Source organism: Streptomyces sp. EDA2-14 (assembly GCF_054963755.1).
On sequence record NZ_JBUEGE010000015.1, the window covers coordinates 180,038 to 194,544 of the forward strand.

The following is a 14,507-nucleotide window of genomic DNA, read 5'->3' on the forward strand; positions in this document are numbered from 1 at the left end:
CCGTTACGGCTGATGCCGTCCGCTGCCCGACTTGCTCCGACCCTCGTCCCCCGAAACCCGGACCCCGGCCCACGACTGGCCGCCCGAGACGTCAGTCGCCCCACAACCCTACCGGCCCGACTATGTGGAGGTCAGTGCTCCGTCGACTCCTTCGGTGCGGCGGTGACGAGTTCGGTGAGTACGCCGTGGCAGTCCTTGGGGTGCAGGAACGTGATCCGCGAGTCCATCGAGCCGCGCCGGGGCTCGTCGTACAGGACGCGTACGCCCTTGTCCTTGATGGCGCTCGCGTCCGCGTCGACGTCGGCCGTGCCGAAGGCGATGTGGTGCACACCCTCGCCGTTCTTGGCCAGCCACTTGCCGACGGCGGAGTCCTCGCGGGTGGGTTCGAGCAGCTGGAGGTAGGACGCGCCCCCGTCGCTCGTCTCGTTGATCTTGAGCATGGCCTCGCGCACGCCCTGCTCCTCGTTGACCTCGGAGTGGAAGACCTCGAAGCCGTACGTCGCCCGGTAGAACTCGACTGTCTTGTCGAGGTCGAAGCAGGCGATCCCGATGTGGTCGATTCGCGTCAGCATGCTGTCAGTGCAGCGCGGACCGAGTGGTTACGCAACGTGCGCGCGATCACACCGTCGTGGCGATGACGCGGCGCATACCGGTCAGTACATTCGAGTAAACCCTCGTTCACTCCTCACCTCCAAGGGGCCGTGCCTCATGTCAGGAACGACCGGTACCACGTCAGTGATCGTCGCGGGCGCGCGGACGCCCATGGGCCGACTGCTCGGCTCGCTCAAGTCCTTCTCCGGAGCCGACCTCGGCGGCTTCGCGATCAAGGCCGCCCTCGACCGTGCGGGAATCGGTGGCGACCAGGTGCAGTACGTGATCATGGGCCAGGTGCTGCAGGCCGGGGCAGGGCAGATCCCGGCGCGCCAGGCCGCGGTCAAGGCGGGCATTCCGATGAACGTCCCGGCGCTCACGATCAACAAGGTGTGTCTGTCCGGGCTCGACGCCATCGCGCTCGCCGACCAGCTCGTTCGCGCCGGCGAATTCGACATCGTCGTGGCCGGCGGCCAGGAGTCGATGACGAACGCCCCGCACCTGCTGCCGAAGTCCCGCGAGGGCTACAAGTACGGCGCCGTCGAGATGCTCGACGCGATGGCGTACGACGGCCTCACCGACGCCTTCGAGAACATCCCCATGGGTGCCTCCACGGAGAAGCACAACACCCGCCTCGGCATCGCCCGTCCCGAGCAGGACGAGATCGCGGCGCTCTCCCACCAGCGGGCCGCCGCCGCGCAGAAGAACGGCGTGTTCGAGGCCGAGATCACGCCCGTCGAGATCCCGCAGCGCAAGGGCGAGCCCGTCGTCTTCAGCAAGGACGAGGGCATCCGCGGCGAGACGACCACCGAGTCGCTCGGCAAGCTGCGCCCCGCGTTCGCGAAGGACGGCACGATCACCGCCGGCACCTCCTCGCAGATCTCGGACGGGGCCGCCGCGGTCGTCGTCATGAGCAAGGCGAAGGCGCAGGAGCTGGGCCTCGAGTGGATCGCCGAGATCGGCGCGCACGGCAATGTCGCGGGCCCGGACAACTCGTTGCAGTCGCAGCCTTCGAACGCGATCGCGCACGCCCTCAAGAAGGAGGGCATCGCCACCGAGGACCTCGACCTCATCGAGATCAACGAGGCCTTCGCCGCCGTCGCGGTGCAGTCAATGAAGGACCTCGGAGTGTCCTCGGAAAAGGTGAACGTCAACGGCGGGGCCATCGCCCTGGGTCACCCGATCGGGATGTCCGGCGCGCGCATCGTGCTGCACCTCGCCCTGGAGCTGAAGCGGCGCGGCGGCGGCATCGGCGCGGCCGCCCTGTGCGGCGGTGGCGGTCAGGGTGACGCGCTGGTCGTGCGGGTACCCAAGGCGTAACCCTTCTTCGTAAGGGCACAGGAACTGGCGAACGGAGCTGTGATGCAGGACGTCCCCACGCTGGTCGCGCAGGCGAGGGAGGGCAGGCCGCGGGCCGTGGCCCGGCTGATCTCGCTGGTCGAGGGGGCGTCCCCGCAGCTGCGCGAGGTCATGGCGGCGCTGGCCCCGCTCACGGGCGGTGCCTACGTCGTCGGGCTCACCGGATCGCCCGGTGTCGGCAAGTCGACCTCCACGTCGGCGCTCGTGAGCGCGTACCGGCGGACCGGGAAGCGGGTCGGCGTGCTCGCCGTCGACCCGTCGTCGCCGTTCAGCGGCGGTGCGCTGCTCGGTGACCGGGTCCGGATGTCGGAGCACGCCTCCGACCCCGGTGTCTACATCCGCTCGATGGCGACGCGCGGACACCTCGGCGGGCTCGCGTGGGCCGCGCCGCAGGCGATCCGGGTGCTGGACGCCGCCGGGTGCGACGTGATCCTCGTCGAGACGGTCGGCGTCGGTCAGTCCGAGGTCGAGATCGCCTCGCAGGCGGACACGTCGGTGGTGCTGCTCGCGCCCGGTATGGGCGACGGGATCCAGGCGGCCAAGGCCGGAATCCTGGAGATCGGCGACGTGTACGTGGTCAACAAGGCGGACCGGGACGGCGCCGACTCCACGGCACGCGAGCTCAACCACATGCTGGGGCTCGGCGAGTCCCGGGCCCCCGGCGACTGGCGCCCCCCGATCGTGAAGACGGTCGCGGCGCGCGGCGAGGGCGTCGACGAGGTCGTCGAGGCCCTGGAGAAGCACCGGGCGTGGATGGAGGAGCACGGCGTGCTCGCCGAGCGGCGCGCGGCGCGTGCGGCGCGCGAGGTCGAGACGATCGCGGTGACGACGCTGCGCGAGCGGATCGGCGACCTTTCCGGCGACCGCCGCCTCGGCGCCCTCGCCGAGCGCATCGTCTCCGGCGACCTCGACCCCTACCGCGCCGCGGACGAACTGGTGGAGGGCCTCACGGGGTCCTGACGGCCTGTCCCGACCGTCTGTCCACCCCGGCCGCACCCTGTTACGGTGCGGCCATGTCTTTCCTCCGTGCGTAGAGAACTCCGGTGCGTCCACGCCCCGTTGAGTTCTCCACGCATGCTTCGTTCCGGAGGAAAACCGTCATGTACGCCGCCGTGCTGCGGACCCCGTACGCCCTGCGCACCTTTGGTGCCGCCCTGCTCGGGCGCCTCTCGTACGGGACCGTCGCTCTCTCCCTGATGCTCGCCGTGACCGCCGCCACCGGCTCGTACGCCGTCGCGGGCGCGGTCATGGCGCTGTACGGCGCCGCCAGCGTGCTCCTGTCGCCGCTGCGCGCCCTGTTCATCGACCGCTACGGGCCGCGCCGCGCGCTGCCCCCGATGGCCCTGTCGTACGCGGCGCTGCTCGCGGTCCTCGCCGCCGTCGCCTGGAGACCGGGGGCGCCCGGTTGGCTGCTCGTGGCGCTCGCCCTGCCGACCGGGGCGCTCACGCCGCCGCTCGGGCCCACGATGCGCACCGTGTGGGGTCGGCTCCTGTCCGACGACCGGCGGCTGTTGCAGCGGGCGTACAGCCTGGACGGGGTCGCCGAGGAGTTGCTGCTCGTGTGCGGTCCGCTGCTGGTGGGCGTGCTGGTGCTGTGGGCCCCGGCCGCCTTCGGAGTCGCCCTGAGCGCCGCCCTCGTGGCCGTCGGGACGCTGGCGTTCGTCGCCTCGCCCGCGGTGGCGGGGGTGGTCGCGGCGCCGCGGTCCGGCCGCCGTCGTACGGGCCGGGGGAAGGTCGCCCGCCGGCTCCGGCAGCCCGTGGTGGTGACCCTCGGGGTCGGGGCCGCGCTGGGGGCGGTCGACCTGCTCGTCCTCGCCTTCGCCGAGGAGCGCGGGCGGGGCGGGGCGGCCGCGTGGATCCTCGCGGCGCTGTCGGCGGGCAGCGCGGTGGGCGGGCTGCTCAACGGCGCCGTCGACTGGCGCGGGTCCGCCCACTCCCGGCTGGTGTTCCTGGCGGTCGGGCTGGCGGCGGCGCTGGGGGGTGCGGCGCTCGCACCCGGGCTGTCCGCGCTCGCGGGGGCGGCGGCGTGCGTCGGCCTGTTCGTCGCTCCGGCGCTGACCACGGCGTACCTGATCGCGGACGAGTCGGTGGACGACGGGTTCCGTACGCAGGCCGGGGCGTGGGTCAACACGTCCCTGAACGCGGGTATGTCGGCCGGTTCGGCCGGGGCGGGACTCCTGGCGGGCCATCTCCCGCTGCCCGTGTGCTTCGCGGCAGCGGCCCTGGCCCCGTTCCTGGTGGCACTCGTTCCTGCGCCTCCGAGCGCCGGTGTTTTGAGCCCGCCTTTCGAACGAGAGCCAGCGGGGTCCGGGGCGGAGCCCCGTGAGTGCAACCACGGTGCCGCGCCCCGATGACCGGTAGGGGGTCAGTCGTCGTCGCCGTCGTCGTCCGAGGAGTGGTCCACGGACACCGCGCCGGAGCGGAAGTCCACGTGCCAGTCGTGCTGCGTGCCGTTCGGCGACGTCGTCTCGACCTCCCAGACCTTCACCGAGCCGTCGTCGTCGGCGTCCACCGAGGTGACCGTGCCCTTCGAAGCGGCGGCCTTGGCGGCGTCCTCGGCCGACGTCGACGCGCCCTTCAGGGTCGCCGCGACGCGGGCCGCGCTGTCGTCGCCGTCGTCGTCGCGCTCGGTGTGGGAGCCGAGCACCTTGCCGGTGCCCGGGTCGATCTCGACGTGGCTCCACTTGTCGCCGGAGCCGATCACGTCGACGTCCCAGACGAGCCGGCCGTCGTCGGAGTCGAGGTCGGCGCCGACGGCCGTGCCGCGTGTGTGCTTCAGGGCGGCGGCGATGGCGTCCTCGGCCGACACCTTGGCGCCCTTCGCCTCGTTCGCCTCTTCCTGGTTGTCGCTCACGCCGTCGTCGTCCTTGACCCGCACGGACGACTGCTGCGTCGCGCTCGACGAACCGTCGTCGCCGGAGACCGCGACCGCGGTGGCCGTGCCCGCGCCGAGCAGGGCGACGGCGGCGATGGCGGAGATGACAGTGGTACGGCGCTTCATGAGCTTCTCCCGTGTCTGGTGGGCGACTTCGGGCCGCCCTGTCCGTCCTTCGGGAAACACACTGCCCGTACGACCCTGAAGCCCCGCTGAAGAAGCCTGAAGGGCTCTTCAGGTTCCTTCAGGGTTCTTCAGGTTCGACCTGCGACCCTTGCTCACATGCGCCTGTTGATCGTCGAGGACGAGAAGCGACTCGCCCTGTCCCTCGCCAAGGGCCTCACCGCCGAGGGCTACGCCGTCGATGTGGTCCACGACGGCCTGGAGGGCCTGCACCGGGCGAGCGAGGTGGCGTACGACCTGGTCGTGCTCGACATCATGCTGCCGGGCATGAACGGCTACCGGGTCTGCGCCGCCCTGCGCGCCGCGGGCAACGACGTGCCGATCCTGATGCTGACCGCGAAGGACGGCGAGTACGACGAGGCCGAGGGGCTCGACACCGGCGCGGACGACTATCTGACCAAGCCCTTCTCGTACGTGGTGCTTGTCGCACGCGTGAAGGCGCTGCTGCGGCGCCGGGGGAGCGCCGGTGGCGCCAACCCCGTGCACACCGTCGGCCCCTACGCCGTCGACACCGCCGCGCGCCGCGTCACCCACGCCGAGAACGGCGAAGTCGCGCTCACCACCAAGGAGTTCGCGGTCCTGGAGCAGCTCGTGACCCGCGCCGGTGAGGTCGTCTCCAAGGGCGAGATCCTCGACCACGTGTGGGACTTCGCGTACGAGGGCGACCCGAACATCGTCGAGGTGTACGTCAGTGCGCTGCGGCGCAAGCTCGGCTCCTCGCTGATCCGCACGGTGCGCGGCGCCGGATACCGCCTGGAGGCGCCCCGATGAGCAGGCTGCGGCGCCCCTTCAGCTCGGTGCGGGCCCGCGCCGCCCTCGCCGCCACACTCGTCGTCGCGGTCGCCCTGGTCGCGGCCGGCGCCACCGTGCTGCTCTCGCTGCGCGGCAACCTCACCGACCGGGCGGGCGGCGACGCCGACTCCACCGCCCGCCGCGTCGCCACCGCCCTGGCCACCGGCACCGCGCCCCGTTCCCTCGACCTGGACGACGAGGACCCGGTGCAGGTCGTCGACGACGACGGCAGGGTGCTGGCCACGTCCGAGGACCTGGAGAAGATCTCCGGCACCGGCGTGAGCGGGGTGACGCCCGGCGCGGCGCGCCCCGACGACGACGGGGACGACGACGGGGGAGACGACGACAACCGGAACGGCAGCGTCTCCGACCACACCGACTACACCGAAGGCAGCGCCACCATCGACGGCGACAGCGCCGACTACCGGTTCGCCGCGGTCGAGGTCGAGGACACCGCGTTCGGGGATCTGACCGTCTACGCGGGCGGCTCCCTCGAAGCCGAAAAGAGCGCGGTCAACACGGCATTGACCTCCATGCTGATCGGTTTCCCCGTGCTGCTCGTCGTCGTCGGCGGCGTCACCTGGCTGGTGACCCGGCGCGCGCTGCGTCCCGTGGAGGGCATCCGGGCCGAGATGGCCGCGATCACGGCGTCGCAGGACCTGGGCAGGCGGGTGCCGGAACCGGACACCCACGACGAAGTGGCCCGGCTCGCCGGCACCACGAACGAGACGCTCGCCGCCCTGGAGTCGTCCGTGGAGCGGCAGCGCCGGTTCGTCGCCGACGCCTCGCACGAGCTGCGCAGCCCGATCGCCTCGCTGCGCACCCAGCTCGAAGTGGGCGCCGCCCACCCGGAGCTGCTGGATGTGGACGGCGCCGTGGAGGACACCGTGCGCTTGCAGGAGCTGGCCGCCGATCTGCTGCTGCTCGCCCGGCTCGACGCGGGGGAGAAGCCCGGCGGCGCCGAGGTTGACCTCGCGGCCCTGGTGCGCGAGGAGCTGTCCCAGCGCACGGGCGACCGCGTACCGGTCACGGCGGACGTGACGGAGGTGCCCGGGGTCAGCGGCTCACGCGGTCAGTTGGCGCGGGTCCTCGCCAACCTCGTGAACAACGCGCAGCGGCACGCCCGCGCCGGGGTCCGGGTGGCGGTGCGTGCCGAGGGGGATCGGGTGCTGCTGGAGGTCGCGGACGACGGGCAGGGCGTGCCCGAGGACGAGCGCGAGCGGATCTTCGAGCGGTTCGTACGGCTCGACGACGCACGCAGCCGGGACGGCGGCGGGGCCGGTCTCGGCCTCGCCATCGCCCGCGACGTGGCGGAGCGGCACGGCGGCACGCTCATGGTGCGTTCCGCGCCGGAGGGCGGCGCTCTCTTCGCGCTCGCGCTGCCCGCCGACTAGCGGCGCTACGGTTTGCCGCGTTGCGAACGCAGGTGTTCCGCGATGGGGGACAGGGCCTGGCGCATGCTGCCCAGCTCCTGCGCGGAAATGAGGTCGACGAAGTGCCTGCGGACGGACGCCACGTGGTGCGGGGCGACCTTCCGCATGGTCTCCATGCCGTAGTCGGTGAGTACGGTGTAGAGGCCGCGGCGGTCCGACTCGCAGTTCTCGCGGCGGACCAGGCCGGCGTTCTCCATGCGGGTGATCTGGTGCGACAGCCGGCTCTTGGACTGGAGCGTCGCCGCGGCGAGATCGCTCATCCGCATCCGGAGATCCTCGGCCTCGGAGAGGTTCACCAGGATCTCGTAGTCGTTCATCGTCAGGCCGAAGGGCTGGAGATCCTTCTCCAGCTGATAATTGAGCAGTCTGTTGACCTCCAGGTGCGTGCGCCAGGCGCACTGCTCCTCGTCGGTCAGCCACGGCATGGCCGTCTCGGTCTCCATGGAATCGATTCTACCTAAGAAGTTGAAAGGTGAACGAATGTGGGGGGTGACACTGGGCACTCCCCGCACACCCAAGGGGGTGCGGACTACGGATAAGGGGTCACGCGTTCGACGTCACACTCCGCAGACTACCGCTCACAGCCCGAAGCGACGCTGGAGGTCACCGAGCTGTCCGGGAAGACGCGGTGCCCCTTGCTGTCCAGGGGGCGCCCCGGATCCGGCGGGAACTCCCGCCTGGTGAGGTACGCCACCCACCGCCTGTTCGGGCATCAACGACTCGCTCGATTGCAAGAGCACCGTCCCGGCGCCCACGAACTCGAACTGGTGCTCCTCGCCGGAGACCCCGCCGATGCCCGTCATCGCACGTAGACCGCCGATCACGCCCGTCAGATATCCATGGTCGTAGTGGTGGCAGGGCGAGGGGCAGTCCGCCCAGCCGACGAGCGCCTGCGGATCGACCCGGATCGGCGGCTCCATGAACACAACCGGACCGTTTGATGCCGCGACGAATTTGCCGGTGCCAATGAGTGTGAGGAAGCCGGGAACGATCGATTGCTTCAGCGAGAGAGTTGGCTGAAAAGCGAGCAGGTTCCCCGCGCGGATCGTCAGATTCCCGTCGTCGAGGTCGTACGAGTTCACGTCGAAGGCCCGGTCCGCGAGCAGCATCTTGCCGCTGCCCTCGGCGACCACCCAGTCGCTCGCGTGCAGCGGCGAGTGGAACGAGGTGCGCACGAGCCGGTCGAGGCGCCCGTGACCGATGCCGTTGAACTCGATCCGCCCGTAGTGGGCGATCATCTTCCCCTTCTGCAGGAACCACTGGCTGCCCTTGAGCTCCACGCAGAAGGTGTACGCGTTGACGTTGTCGTCGACCGGCAGGGTCATCGGGTCGAAGACGGCCGGGCCGCCGGCCGGTTGAGCGCTCACAGCTTTTCCTCCGAAGCCTGGACGTACACGGCACCGCTCCCGCTCAGCTCCAGCTGGAACGCCTCGCCGCTGCCGCGCCCCACCATGTCCCGCCAGCCGAGCGCCGTGGACAGCTTGTTGCGCACGTCGCCGTGGTGCGCCACGTACGCCTGCGGGTCGACGTGCACGGACCGCCCCGGCGTGATCGGCACCTCGACGACCCCGCCGTGCGCCATGACGGCCACCGCCCCGTGCCCCTGCAGCGTCGTCGTGAACAGGCCCTGGTCGCTGACCTGGCCGCGCACCATCCCCATGACGCCGCCCTGCGAGCCCATGAACATGGTCCCCTGGCGCAGCGCCCCGTCGAAGGCGAGCAGCCGGTCCGCCTCCACGTACAGGGTGTCGCCGGAGAGCGTGATCACCTGCACGTGGTGCCCGCCGTGCCCGAACAGTACGGTGCCGCTGCCCTCGACCGTCATCAGCGGCGTCGACTCGCCCGCCACCCGCCGCCCGATCATGGACATCAGTCCGCCCTGACCGCCCTGGACGTTGGGGGTGAAGGAGACGTCGCCCTGGTAGGCGAGCATCGCGCCGCGCTGGCTGTAGAGCCGCTGCCCCGGCACGACGGTCGCCTCGACCATCCGCGCATTGATTTCCCTGAAGGCCGTCATCGTCATACGTCCCCTGCGATCGTGTTCCGCTCACTGGGCTGTACGTAGACGAGACCGTCGCCCTCGAAGAGGATCTGGAAGGCCTCGCCGCCGCCCTCGCCCAGGAACGTACGGAAGGTCACCCCGGACTGGAACGACTGCCGCAGGTTCCCCTGGTGCGCGATGTACGCGCCGGGGTCGACGGTCAGCGGGTAGTCGGGCCCGACGCGCAGCACGACGGCCGGGCCCTCGCTCATGATCGCGGCCTGGCCGTGGCCCTCGACGGTCGTCGTGAACAGGCCGTTGCCCTGGGACGCGCCGCGTACGCCGGTGAAGGACGTGCCGGTGCGCAGGCCCGCGTCCGTGCAGAGCAGATTGCTCGCCTCGACGTACAGCTTGTCGCCGGTCAGTCCCACCAGATTGATCTCACTGGCCCGGTCCGCGAACCAGCATGTGCCCTCCCCTTTGACCTCCATCACGGTCATCTGCTCACCGGTGATGCGCCGGGTCACCATCCCGCGGATCCCCTCGCCACCCCCGCTCAGCTTCTTGAACGCCATCCGGCCGTCGTACGCGACCATCGAGCCGTTCTTCGCCTTCACACTGTCGCCCGTCATGTCGACGGCGAGCATCTTGCTGCCCTGGAGTCGGAACGTCGCCACGGGGACGAAGGTATCCGGCACAGGGAGCCCGCCGACAGGCCCCGACCGGCGCGATGCCACAATGGGAAAACGCTTGTGCGCACATTCACAAGATCAACGACAGTCCGCCCGCTTAGCCGAAGGTGCCCCGTGGACCTCAAGACCGCCTCCGCCCTCCGCCGCCTCCGTCTGGTCTCCGCCCCGGAGGCCGTCTCCTTCCTGCTGCTGCTGATCTGCTCCGTTCTGAAGCGGACGACGGACTTCAACGCGGTGCCCGTGATGGGCATGGTCCACGGCGTCCTGTTCGTTCTGTACGTGATCTTCTGGCTCGACGCCTGGAACCGCGCGAAGTGGAGCTTCGGCACCGGTGTCCTCTACTTCGTCCTCTCGGTGCTGCCCACCGGCGGCTTCTTCGCCGAGCGCAAGCTCAAGCGCGAGGGCGAGGCCGCGGTGATCGCCGGCCGCGCCCGCCAGGAAGGTGTCGTGAACGCATGATCGTCGCCTTCTCCGTGACCCCGCTCGGGGTCGGCGAGGACGTGGGGGAGTACGTCGCCGACGCCGTCCGCGTGGTCCGCGAATCCGGCCTCCCCAACCGCACCGACGCGATGTTCACGTCGATCGAGGGTGAGTGGGACCAGGTGATGGCCGTGGTCAAGCGTGCCGTCGCGGTGGTGGAGGAGCGTGCGCCGCGGGTGTCCGTGGTCCTGAAGGCGGACATCCGCCCGGGCGTGACGGACGGCCTGTCGTCGAAGGTGGAGACGGTGGAGCGGCAACTCTCCGGCGAGTGACCGGCGTAGAGCCGCCCATACCTCACCCTTACGCCCTTCTCTGGTCGACACGCCCGTCAATGTCCCCTTTTGTGGGGGTATCGAGACGGTCGATCACCAGATCCTGGAGGGCACTGTGCGGCCTGACGAGGGCTACGACTACGACACCTACAGCAGGCTCGCCGGGCCGCTCACCGAGCCGCCCGGCGAGGGCGATTACCGGGTCCAGTACACCTCGCTCCTGTCGAACGAGCCGCACCGAATACGCGCCGTCCTCCTGATGACGCTCGCGCCCCTGCTCACCGGGGCGCTCCTCGTGTACCTCGTGTGGCCCACCCACTGGGTGGAACGGGAGGGCGGAGACCGCTGGTTGGTCTCGCTCGACATCGTGATGCTCGTCGCGATCGGACTCATCGAGCTGTTCATGCTCGTCAACGTCCTGTCCATCGCGCACGCGACGATGGTCGCGAGGGACCCGGTCCCCGTCCGCCCCGAGCCCGGCACCCGCGTCGCGTTCCTGACGACGTACGTGCCCGGCAAGGAACCCCTCGCGATGGTGCGGTCCACCCTCGAAGGCGCCGTCCGCCTCACCCACGACGGGCCGCTCGACGTCTGGCTCCTGGACGAGGGGGACGACCCCGACGCCAAGGCACTGTGCGACCGGCTCGGCGTCCGGCACTTCTCCCGCAAGGGCGTCCCGGAGTGGAACCGGGCGAAGGGCCCCCACAAGACCCGTACCAAGCACGGCAATTACAACGCCTGGCTCGCCGCGCACGGCGGCGGCTACGACTTCTTCGCCTCCGTCGACACCGACCACGTACCGCACCCCGAGTTCCTGGAACGGATGCTCGGCTACCTCCGCGACCCCGACGTCGCGTTCGTCGTCGGCCCGCAGGTCTACGGCAATTACGACTCCCCGGTCACCAAGGCCGCCGAGTCCCAGCAGTTCCTCTTCCACGCGCTGATCCAGCGCGCGGGCAACCGCTACCGCGCCCCCATGTTCGTCGGCACCAACAACGTCGTACGGATCTCCGCCCTGAAGCAGATCGGCGGGCTCGTCGACTCCATCACCGAGGACATGGCGACCGGCTTCGAGATCCACCGCCACCGCAACCCGGAGACCCACGCGCGCTGGCGCTCCGTCTACACCCCCGACGTGCTCGCGGTCGGTGAGGGCCCCGCCTCCTGGACGGACTTCTTCACCCAGCAGACCCGCTGGTCGCGCGGCACGTACGAGACCCTGTTCCGGCAGTACTGGAAGGCGCCGGCCACGATGCCGCCCGGCCGCCTCTTCTCGTACTCGATGATGCTCGTCTACTACCCGATGACGGCCGTCAACTGGCTGCTCGGCGTGCTCAGTTGCGTACTGTTCCTATGGACCGGCGCCTCCGGCACCCAGGTCACCGCGTCCATGTGGCTCATGCTCTACAGCGACGCGGCCGCCCTCCAGATCGGCCTCTACCTCTGGAACCGCCGGCACAACGTCTCGCCCCACGAACCCGAGGGCTCCGGCGGTCTCGCCGGCATGGGAATGTCCGCGATCTCCGCGCCCATCTACCTCAAGTCGCTCGGCGCGGCCCTGCTCGGCCGCCCCAGCCGCTTCGTCGTCACGCCCAAGGGCGGCGACGTCAGCGCCGACCGGCCGCTGACCTTCCGTATCCATCTGTTCTGGGCCGCCGTGCTGGGCACGTCCCTCGCGGCGTCCGTCGCCCTCGACCACACCCATGTCGCCATGCGCACCTGGGCGTTCCTCGCCCTGTGCATCGCGCTCGCGCCCCCGGTCGTCTGGTACGCCACCCAGCGCCGCGAGGCCGCCGCGGCCGCCGCGACCAGGGTGGAGGCCGAACCGGTCCGCGCCGTGCCCGCGGTGTCCAGCACGTCGACCTCAGGAGGGAACTGACCCATGGCCTACAGACCTTCACGCCGGATGCGGAAGACGGTCCTCGGCGCGGGTGGCGTCGCCGTCCTCGTCGGCCTGAACGCCCCGGCCGCCTGGACCTTCGCCAGCGAGCGGTACGAGGACTGGAAGATCTCCCGGCCCGGCTACAAGGCCAAGTACGGCTCCTGGTCACAGGTCGACATCCCGAAGGAGTACCGCACCAACGCCATCCACGCCGCGCTCCTGCACACCGGCAAGGTGCTCATCGTGGCGGGCTCGGGCAACGAGCAGAAGAAATTCGACGCGGGCACCTTCGACACCGTCCTGTGGGACCCGAAGGCGAACACCTTCAAGAAGATCCCCACCCCCGCCGACTTCTTCTGCGGCGGCCACGCCCAACTCCCCGGCGGGCGGCTCCTGGTGGCGGGCGGCACCGCCCGCTACGAACGGCTCGACGGCGAGGTCGAGAAGGCCGGCGGCGGCATGCGCGTCAAGAACGAGAGCCCCGACAAGGCGGTGCACCTGAAGAAGGGCACGACGTTCCGCTCGCCCTCCGGCACCGAGTACGTCTCGCAGTTCGACGTCACCGTGCCCAAGGCCGAGCGCGGCTTCGACAAGAAGCGCAACGCCGCCGGCGGCACGCAGCCCTGGAAGACGAAGATCACGGCGAGCGAGGCCCGTGTCTTCGTCGAGTCCACCGAGAAGGGCAGGCAGTACGTCACCGACGACAACGCCCAGTACGAGATCGAGGGCCTGCGCGGCAAGGACGCCGACAACACGTACGGCCTCTCCGAGAAGATCACCCTGGAGAAGCAGGACTTCCAGGGCATCAAGGAGGCCTACGAGTTCGACCCCGTCGCCGAGCGGTACGTCCCCGTGGAGCCGATGAAGAAGGCCCGCTGGTACCCCACCCTGGTCGGCCTGGAGGACGGCAGGGTGATGGCGGTGTCCGGGCTCGACGACGTCGGCACGATCGACCCCGGCGACAACGAGATCTACGACCCGAGGACCAAGAAGTGGTCGATGGGCCCGAAGCGCTACTTCCCGACGTACCCGGCCCTCTTCCTCACCAAGGGCGGCAAGCTCTTCTACCCGGCCTCGAACGCCGGCTACGGACCCGCCACCAAGGGGCGTGAGCCCGGTCTGTGGGACCCGAAGACCAACACGTTCGACAAGGTGCCGGGCCTCACCGACACCGACCAGACGGAGACCTCGTCCTCGCTGCTGCTGCCGCCCGCGCAGGACCAGCGCTTCATGATCCTCGGCGGCGGCGGGGTCGGCGAGTCCAAGAAGGCGACGTCCCGCACGGCGGTCGTGGACCTGAAGAAGGAGAACCCCTCCTTCAAGACCGGGCCCGAACTCCCGCAGGGCACCCGTTACCTGAACTCCGTGATCATGCCGGACGACTCCGTCTTCACGACGAACGGCTCCAAGGACTACCGAGGCCGCAGCGCCAGCAACATCCACAAGGCGCAGTTCTACGACCCCGAGCAGAACGCCTTCCAGGAGGCCGCCGCCCCCAAGGTCGGCCGCAACTACCACTCCGAGGCGCTGCTGCTGCCCGACGGCCGGGTCGCCAGCTTCGGCTCCGACCCGCTCTACGACAACCAGCAGAACACCAAGCTCGGCCACTTCGAGCAGCGCATGGAGATCTACACGCCGCCCGCCCTGCACCGCGGCGGCGACCGGCGGCCCGTCCTCGGCGCGGGCCCGCAGTCCCTCCCGGCGGGCGGCGAGGCCACGTTCCGCACGCGGCAGGCCGGGGACATCGTCACGGCCCGCCTCATGCGGCCGTCCGCCGTGACCCACACGACGGACGTGGAGCAGCGCTCGATCGCCCTCGACGTCAAGAAGTCCAAGGACGCGGTGACGGTGGACGTCCCCAAGGACCGGACCCTCGTCCCTCCGGGCTGGTACATGCTGTTCGCCTCCGACAAGGACGGGGTCTCGTCCGAGGCGAAGTGGATCCAGGTGACGTAGGCACATCCAGC

Annotated in this window: 15 protein-coding genes; 9 read left to right on the forward strand and 6 right to left on the reverse strand. The window is 70.3% G+C overall.

The features are described from left to right. Nucleotides 1-131: 131 nt before the first annotated feature. Nucleotides 132-572 (reverse strand): methylmalonyl-CoA epimerase, encoded by a 441-nt coding sequence (mce, locus tag ACY34M_RS29865; protein ID WP_462721435.1) that lies wholly within the window; start codon nucleotides 570-572, stop codon nucleotides 132-134. Between the two features lie 136 nt (nucleotides 573-708). On the opposite strand from mce, the gene ACY34M_RS29870 reads away from it, so the two are divergent. The 3 genes from ACY34M_RS29870 to ACY34M_RS29880 all read left to right on the forward strand — a co-directional run bounded on the left by ACY34M_RS29870 (nucleotide 709) and on the right by ACY34M_RS29880 (nucleotide 4,304). Then, a complete protein-coding gene (locus ACY34M_RS29870; RefSeq protein ID WP_462721436.1) occupies nucleotides 709-1,911 on the forward strand; it encodes an acetyl-CoA C-acetyltransferase in 1,203 nt (400 codons plus the stop codon). A gap of 42 nt (nucleotides 1,912-1,953) precedes the next feature. Beyond that, entirely contained in the window at nucleotides 1,954-2,910 is a 957-nt protein-coding gene (gene meaB / locus ACY34M_RS29875; protein WP_462721437.1) for a methylmalonyl Co-A mutase-associated GTPase MeaB, read from the forward strand. Nucleotides 2,911-3,050: 140 nt separating this feature from the next. Continuing rightward, a complete protein-coding gene (locus tag ACY34M_RS29880) occupies nucleotides 3,051-4,304 on the forward strand; it encodes an MFS transporter (RefSeq protein ID WP_462721438.1) in 1,254 nt (417 codons plus the stop codon). An 11-nt stretch (nucleotides 4,305-4,315) separates the two neighbouring features. Here ACY34M_RS29880 and ACY34M_RS29885 read toward each other — a convergent pair whose 3' ends face one another. After that, nucleotides 4,316-4,951 carry a PepSY domain-containing protein gene (locus tag ACY34M_RS29885; RefSeq protein WP_462721439.1) on the reverse strand — a complete coding sequence of 212 codons (636 nt, stop codon included), beginning with the start codon at nucleotides 4,949-4,951 and terminating at the stop codon, nucleotides 4,316-4,318. 156 nt (nucleotides 4,952-5,107) lie between these two features. Between ACY34M_RS29885 and ACY34M_RS29890 the strand changes: the two genes are divergently transcribed. Continuing rightward, nucleotides 5,108-5,779 carry a response regulator transcription factor gene (locus ACY34M_RS29890; protein WP_462721440.1) on the forward strand — a complete coding sequence of 224 codons (672 nt, stop codon included), beginning with the start codon at nucleotides 5,108-5,110 and terminating at the stop codon, nucleotides 5,777-5,779. A gap of 5 nt (nucleotides 5,780-5,784) precedes the next feature. After that, complete coding sequence (locus tag ACY34M_RS29895; protein ID WP_462721476.1) at nucleotides 5,785-7,194, forward strand: sensor histidine kinase; 1,410 nt, start codon at nucleotides 5,785-5,787, stop codon at nucleotides 7,192-7,194. Between the two features lie 5 nt (nucleotides 7,195-7,199). Here ACY34M_RS29895 and ACY34M_RS29900 read toward each other — a convergent pair whose 3' ends face one another. The 4 genes from ACY34M_RS29900 to ACY34M_RS29915 form a co-directional block, all read right to left on the reverse strand. Next, nucleotides 7,200-7,676, reverse strand: coding sequence for a MarR family winged helix-turn-helix transcriptional regulator (locus tag ACY34M_RS29900; RefSeq protein WP_462721441.1), 477 nt, complete (start codon nucleotides 7,674-7,676; stop codon nucleotides 7,200-7,202). Nucleotides 7,677-7,811: 135 nt separating this feature from the next. Then, nucleotides 7,812-8,558 carry an AIM24 family protein gene (locus tag ACY34M_RS29905; protein WP_462721477.1) on the reverse strand — a complete coding sequence of 249 codons (747 nt, stop codon included), beginning with the start codon at nucleotides 8,556-8,558 and terminating at the stop codon, nucleotides 7,812-7,814. A 38-nt stretch (nucleotides 8,559-8,596) separates the two neighbouring features. After that, a complete protein-coding gene (locus tag ACY34M_RS29910) occupies nucleotides 8,597-9,250 on the reverse strand; it encodes an AIM24 family protein (protein ID WP_462721478.1) in 654 nt (217 codons plus the stop codon). A 2-nt stretch (nucleotides 9,251-9,252) separates the two neighbouring features. After that, nucleotides 9,253-9,891: an AIM24 family protein gene (locus ACY34M_RS29915; RefSeq protein WP_462721442.1), complete on the reverse strand. Its 639-nt coding sequence runs from the start codon at nucleotides 9,889-9,891 to the stop codon at nucleotides 9,253-9,255. Nucleotides 9,892-10,020: 129 nt separating this feature from the next. Between ACY34M_RS29915 and ACY34M_RS29920 the strand changes: the two genes are divergently transcribed. The 4 genes from ACY34M_RS29920 to glxA all read left to right on the forward strand — a co-directional run bounded on the left by ACY34M_RS29920 (nucleotide 10,021) and on the right by glxA (nucleotide 14,496). Continuing rightward, nucleotides 10,021-10,365 (forward strand): DUF3817 domain-containing protein, encoded by a 345-nt coding sequence (locus tag ACY34M_RS29920; RefSeq protein WP_462721443.1) that lies wholly within the window; start codon nucleotides 10,021-10,023, stop codon nucleotides 10,363-10,365. After that, nucleotides 10,362-10,658 (forward strand): MTH1187 family thiamine-binding protein, encoded by a 297-nt coding sequence (locus ACY34M_RS29925; protein ID WP_462721444.1) that lies wholly within the window; start codon nucleotides 10,362-10,364, stop codon nucleotides 10,656-10,658. Before ACY34M_RS29920 ends, ACY34M_RS29925 begins: the two co-directional genes overlap by 4 nt. Nucleotides 10,659-10,773: 115 nt before the next feature. Continuing rightward, entirely contained in the window at nucleotides 10,774-12,537 is a 1,764-nt protein-coding gene (locus ACY34M_RS29930; RefSeq protein WP_462721445.1) for a glycosyltransferase family 2 protein, read from the forward strand. Between the two features lie 3 nt (nucleotides 12,538-12,540). Further along, the gene (gene glxA, locus ACY34M_RS29935) at nucleotides 12,541-14,496 is read left to right on the forward strand and encodes a radical copper oxidase GlxA (RefSeq protein WP_462721446.1); all 1,956 of its coding nucleotides are present in this window, start codon (nucleotides 12,541-12,543) and stop codon (nucleotides 14,494-14,496) included. Nucleotides 14,497-14,507 lie beyond the last annotated feature (11 nt).

Bases quoted from the DNA above. Each gene is read 5' to 3' on its own strand.
- ACY34M_RS29870 (WP_462721436.1), top strand. From the start codon at position 709: ATGTCAGGAACGACCGGTACCACGTCAGTGATCGTCGCGGGCGCGCGG.
- glxA (WP_462721446.1), top strand. From the start codon at position 12,541: ATGGCCTACAGACCTTCACGCCGGATGCGGAAGACGGTCCTCGGCGCG.
- meaB (WP_462721437.1), top strand. From the start codon at position 1,954: ATGCAGGACGTCCCCACGCTGGTCGCGCAGGCGAGGGAGGGCAGGCCG.
- ACY34M_RS29905 (WP_462721477.1), bottom strand. From the start codon at position 8,558: ATGACCCTGCCGGTCGACGACAACGTCAACGCGTACACCTTCTGCGTG.
- ACY34M_RS29910 (WP_462721478.1), bottom strand. From the start codon at position 9,250: ATGACGGCCTTCAGGGAAATCAATGCGCGGATGGTCGAGGCGACCGTC.
- ACY34M_RS29885 (WP_462721439.1), bottom strand. From the start codon at position 4,951: ATGAAGCGCCGTACCACTGTCATCTCCGCCATCGCCGCCGTCGCCCTG.
- mce (WP_462721435.1), bottom strand. From the start codon at position 572: ATGCTGACGCGAATCGACCACATCGGGATCGCCTGCTTCGACCTCGAC.
- ACY34M_RS29880 (WP_462721438.1), top strand. From the start codon at position 3,051: ATGTACGCCGCCGTGCTGCGGACCCCGTACGCCCTGCGCACCTTTGGT.
- ACY34M_RS29925 (WP_462721444.1), top strand. From the start codon at position 10,362: ATGATCGTCGCCTTCTCCGTGACCCCGCTCGGGGTCGGCGAGGACGTG.
- ACY34M_RS29900 (WP_462721441.1), bottom strand. From the start codon at position 7,676: ATGGAGACCGAGACGGCCATGCCGTGGCTGACCGACGAGGAGCAGTGC.
- ACY34M_RS29890 (WP_462721440.1), top strand. From the start codon at position 5,108: ATGCGCCTGTTGATCGTCGAGGACGAGAAGCGACTCGCCCTGTCCCTC.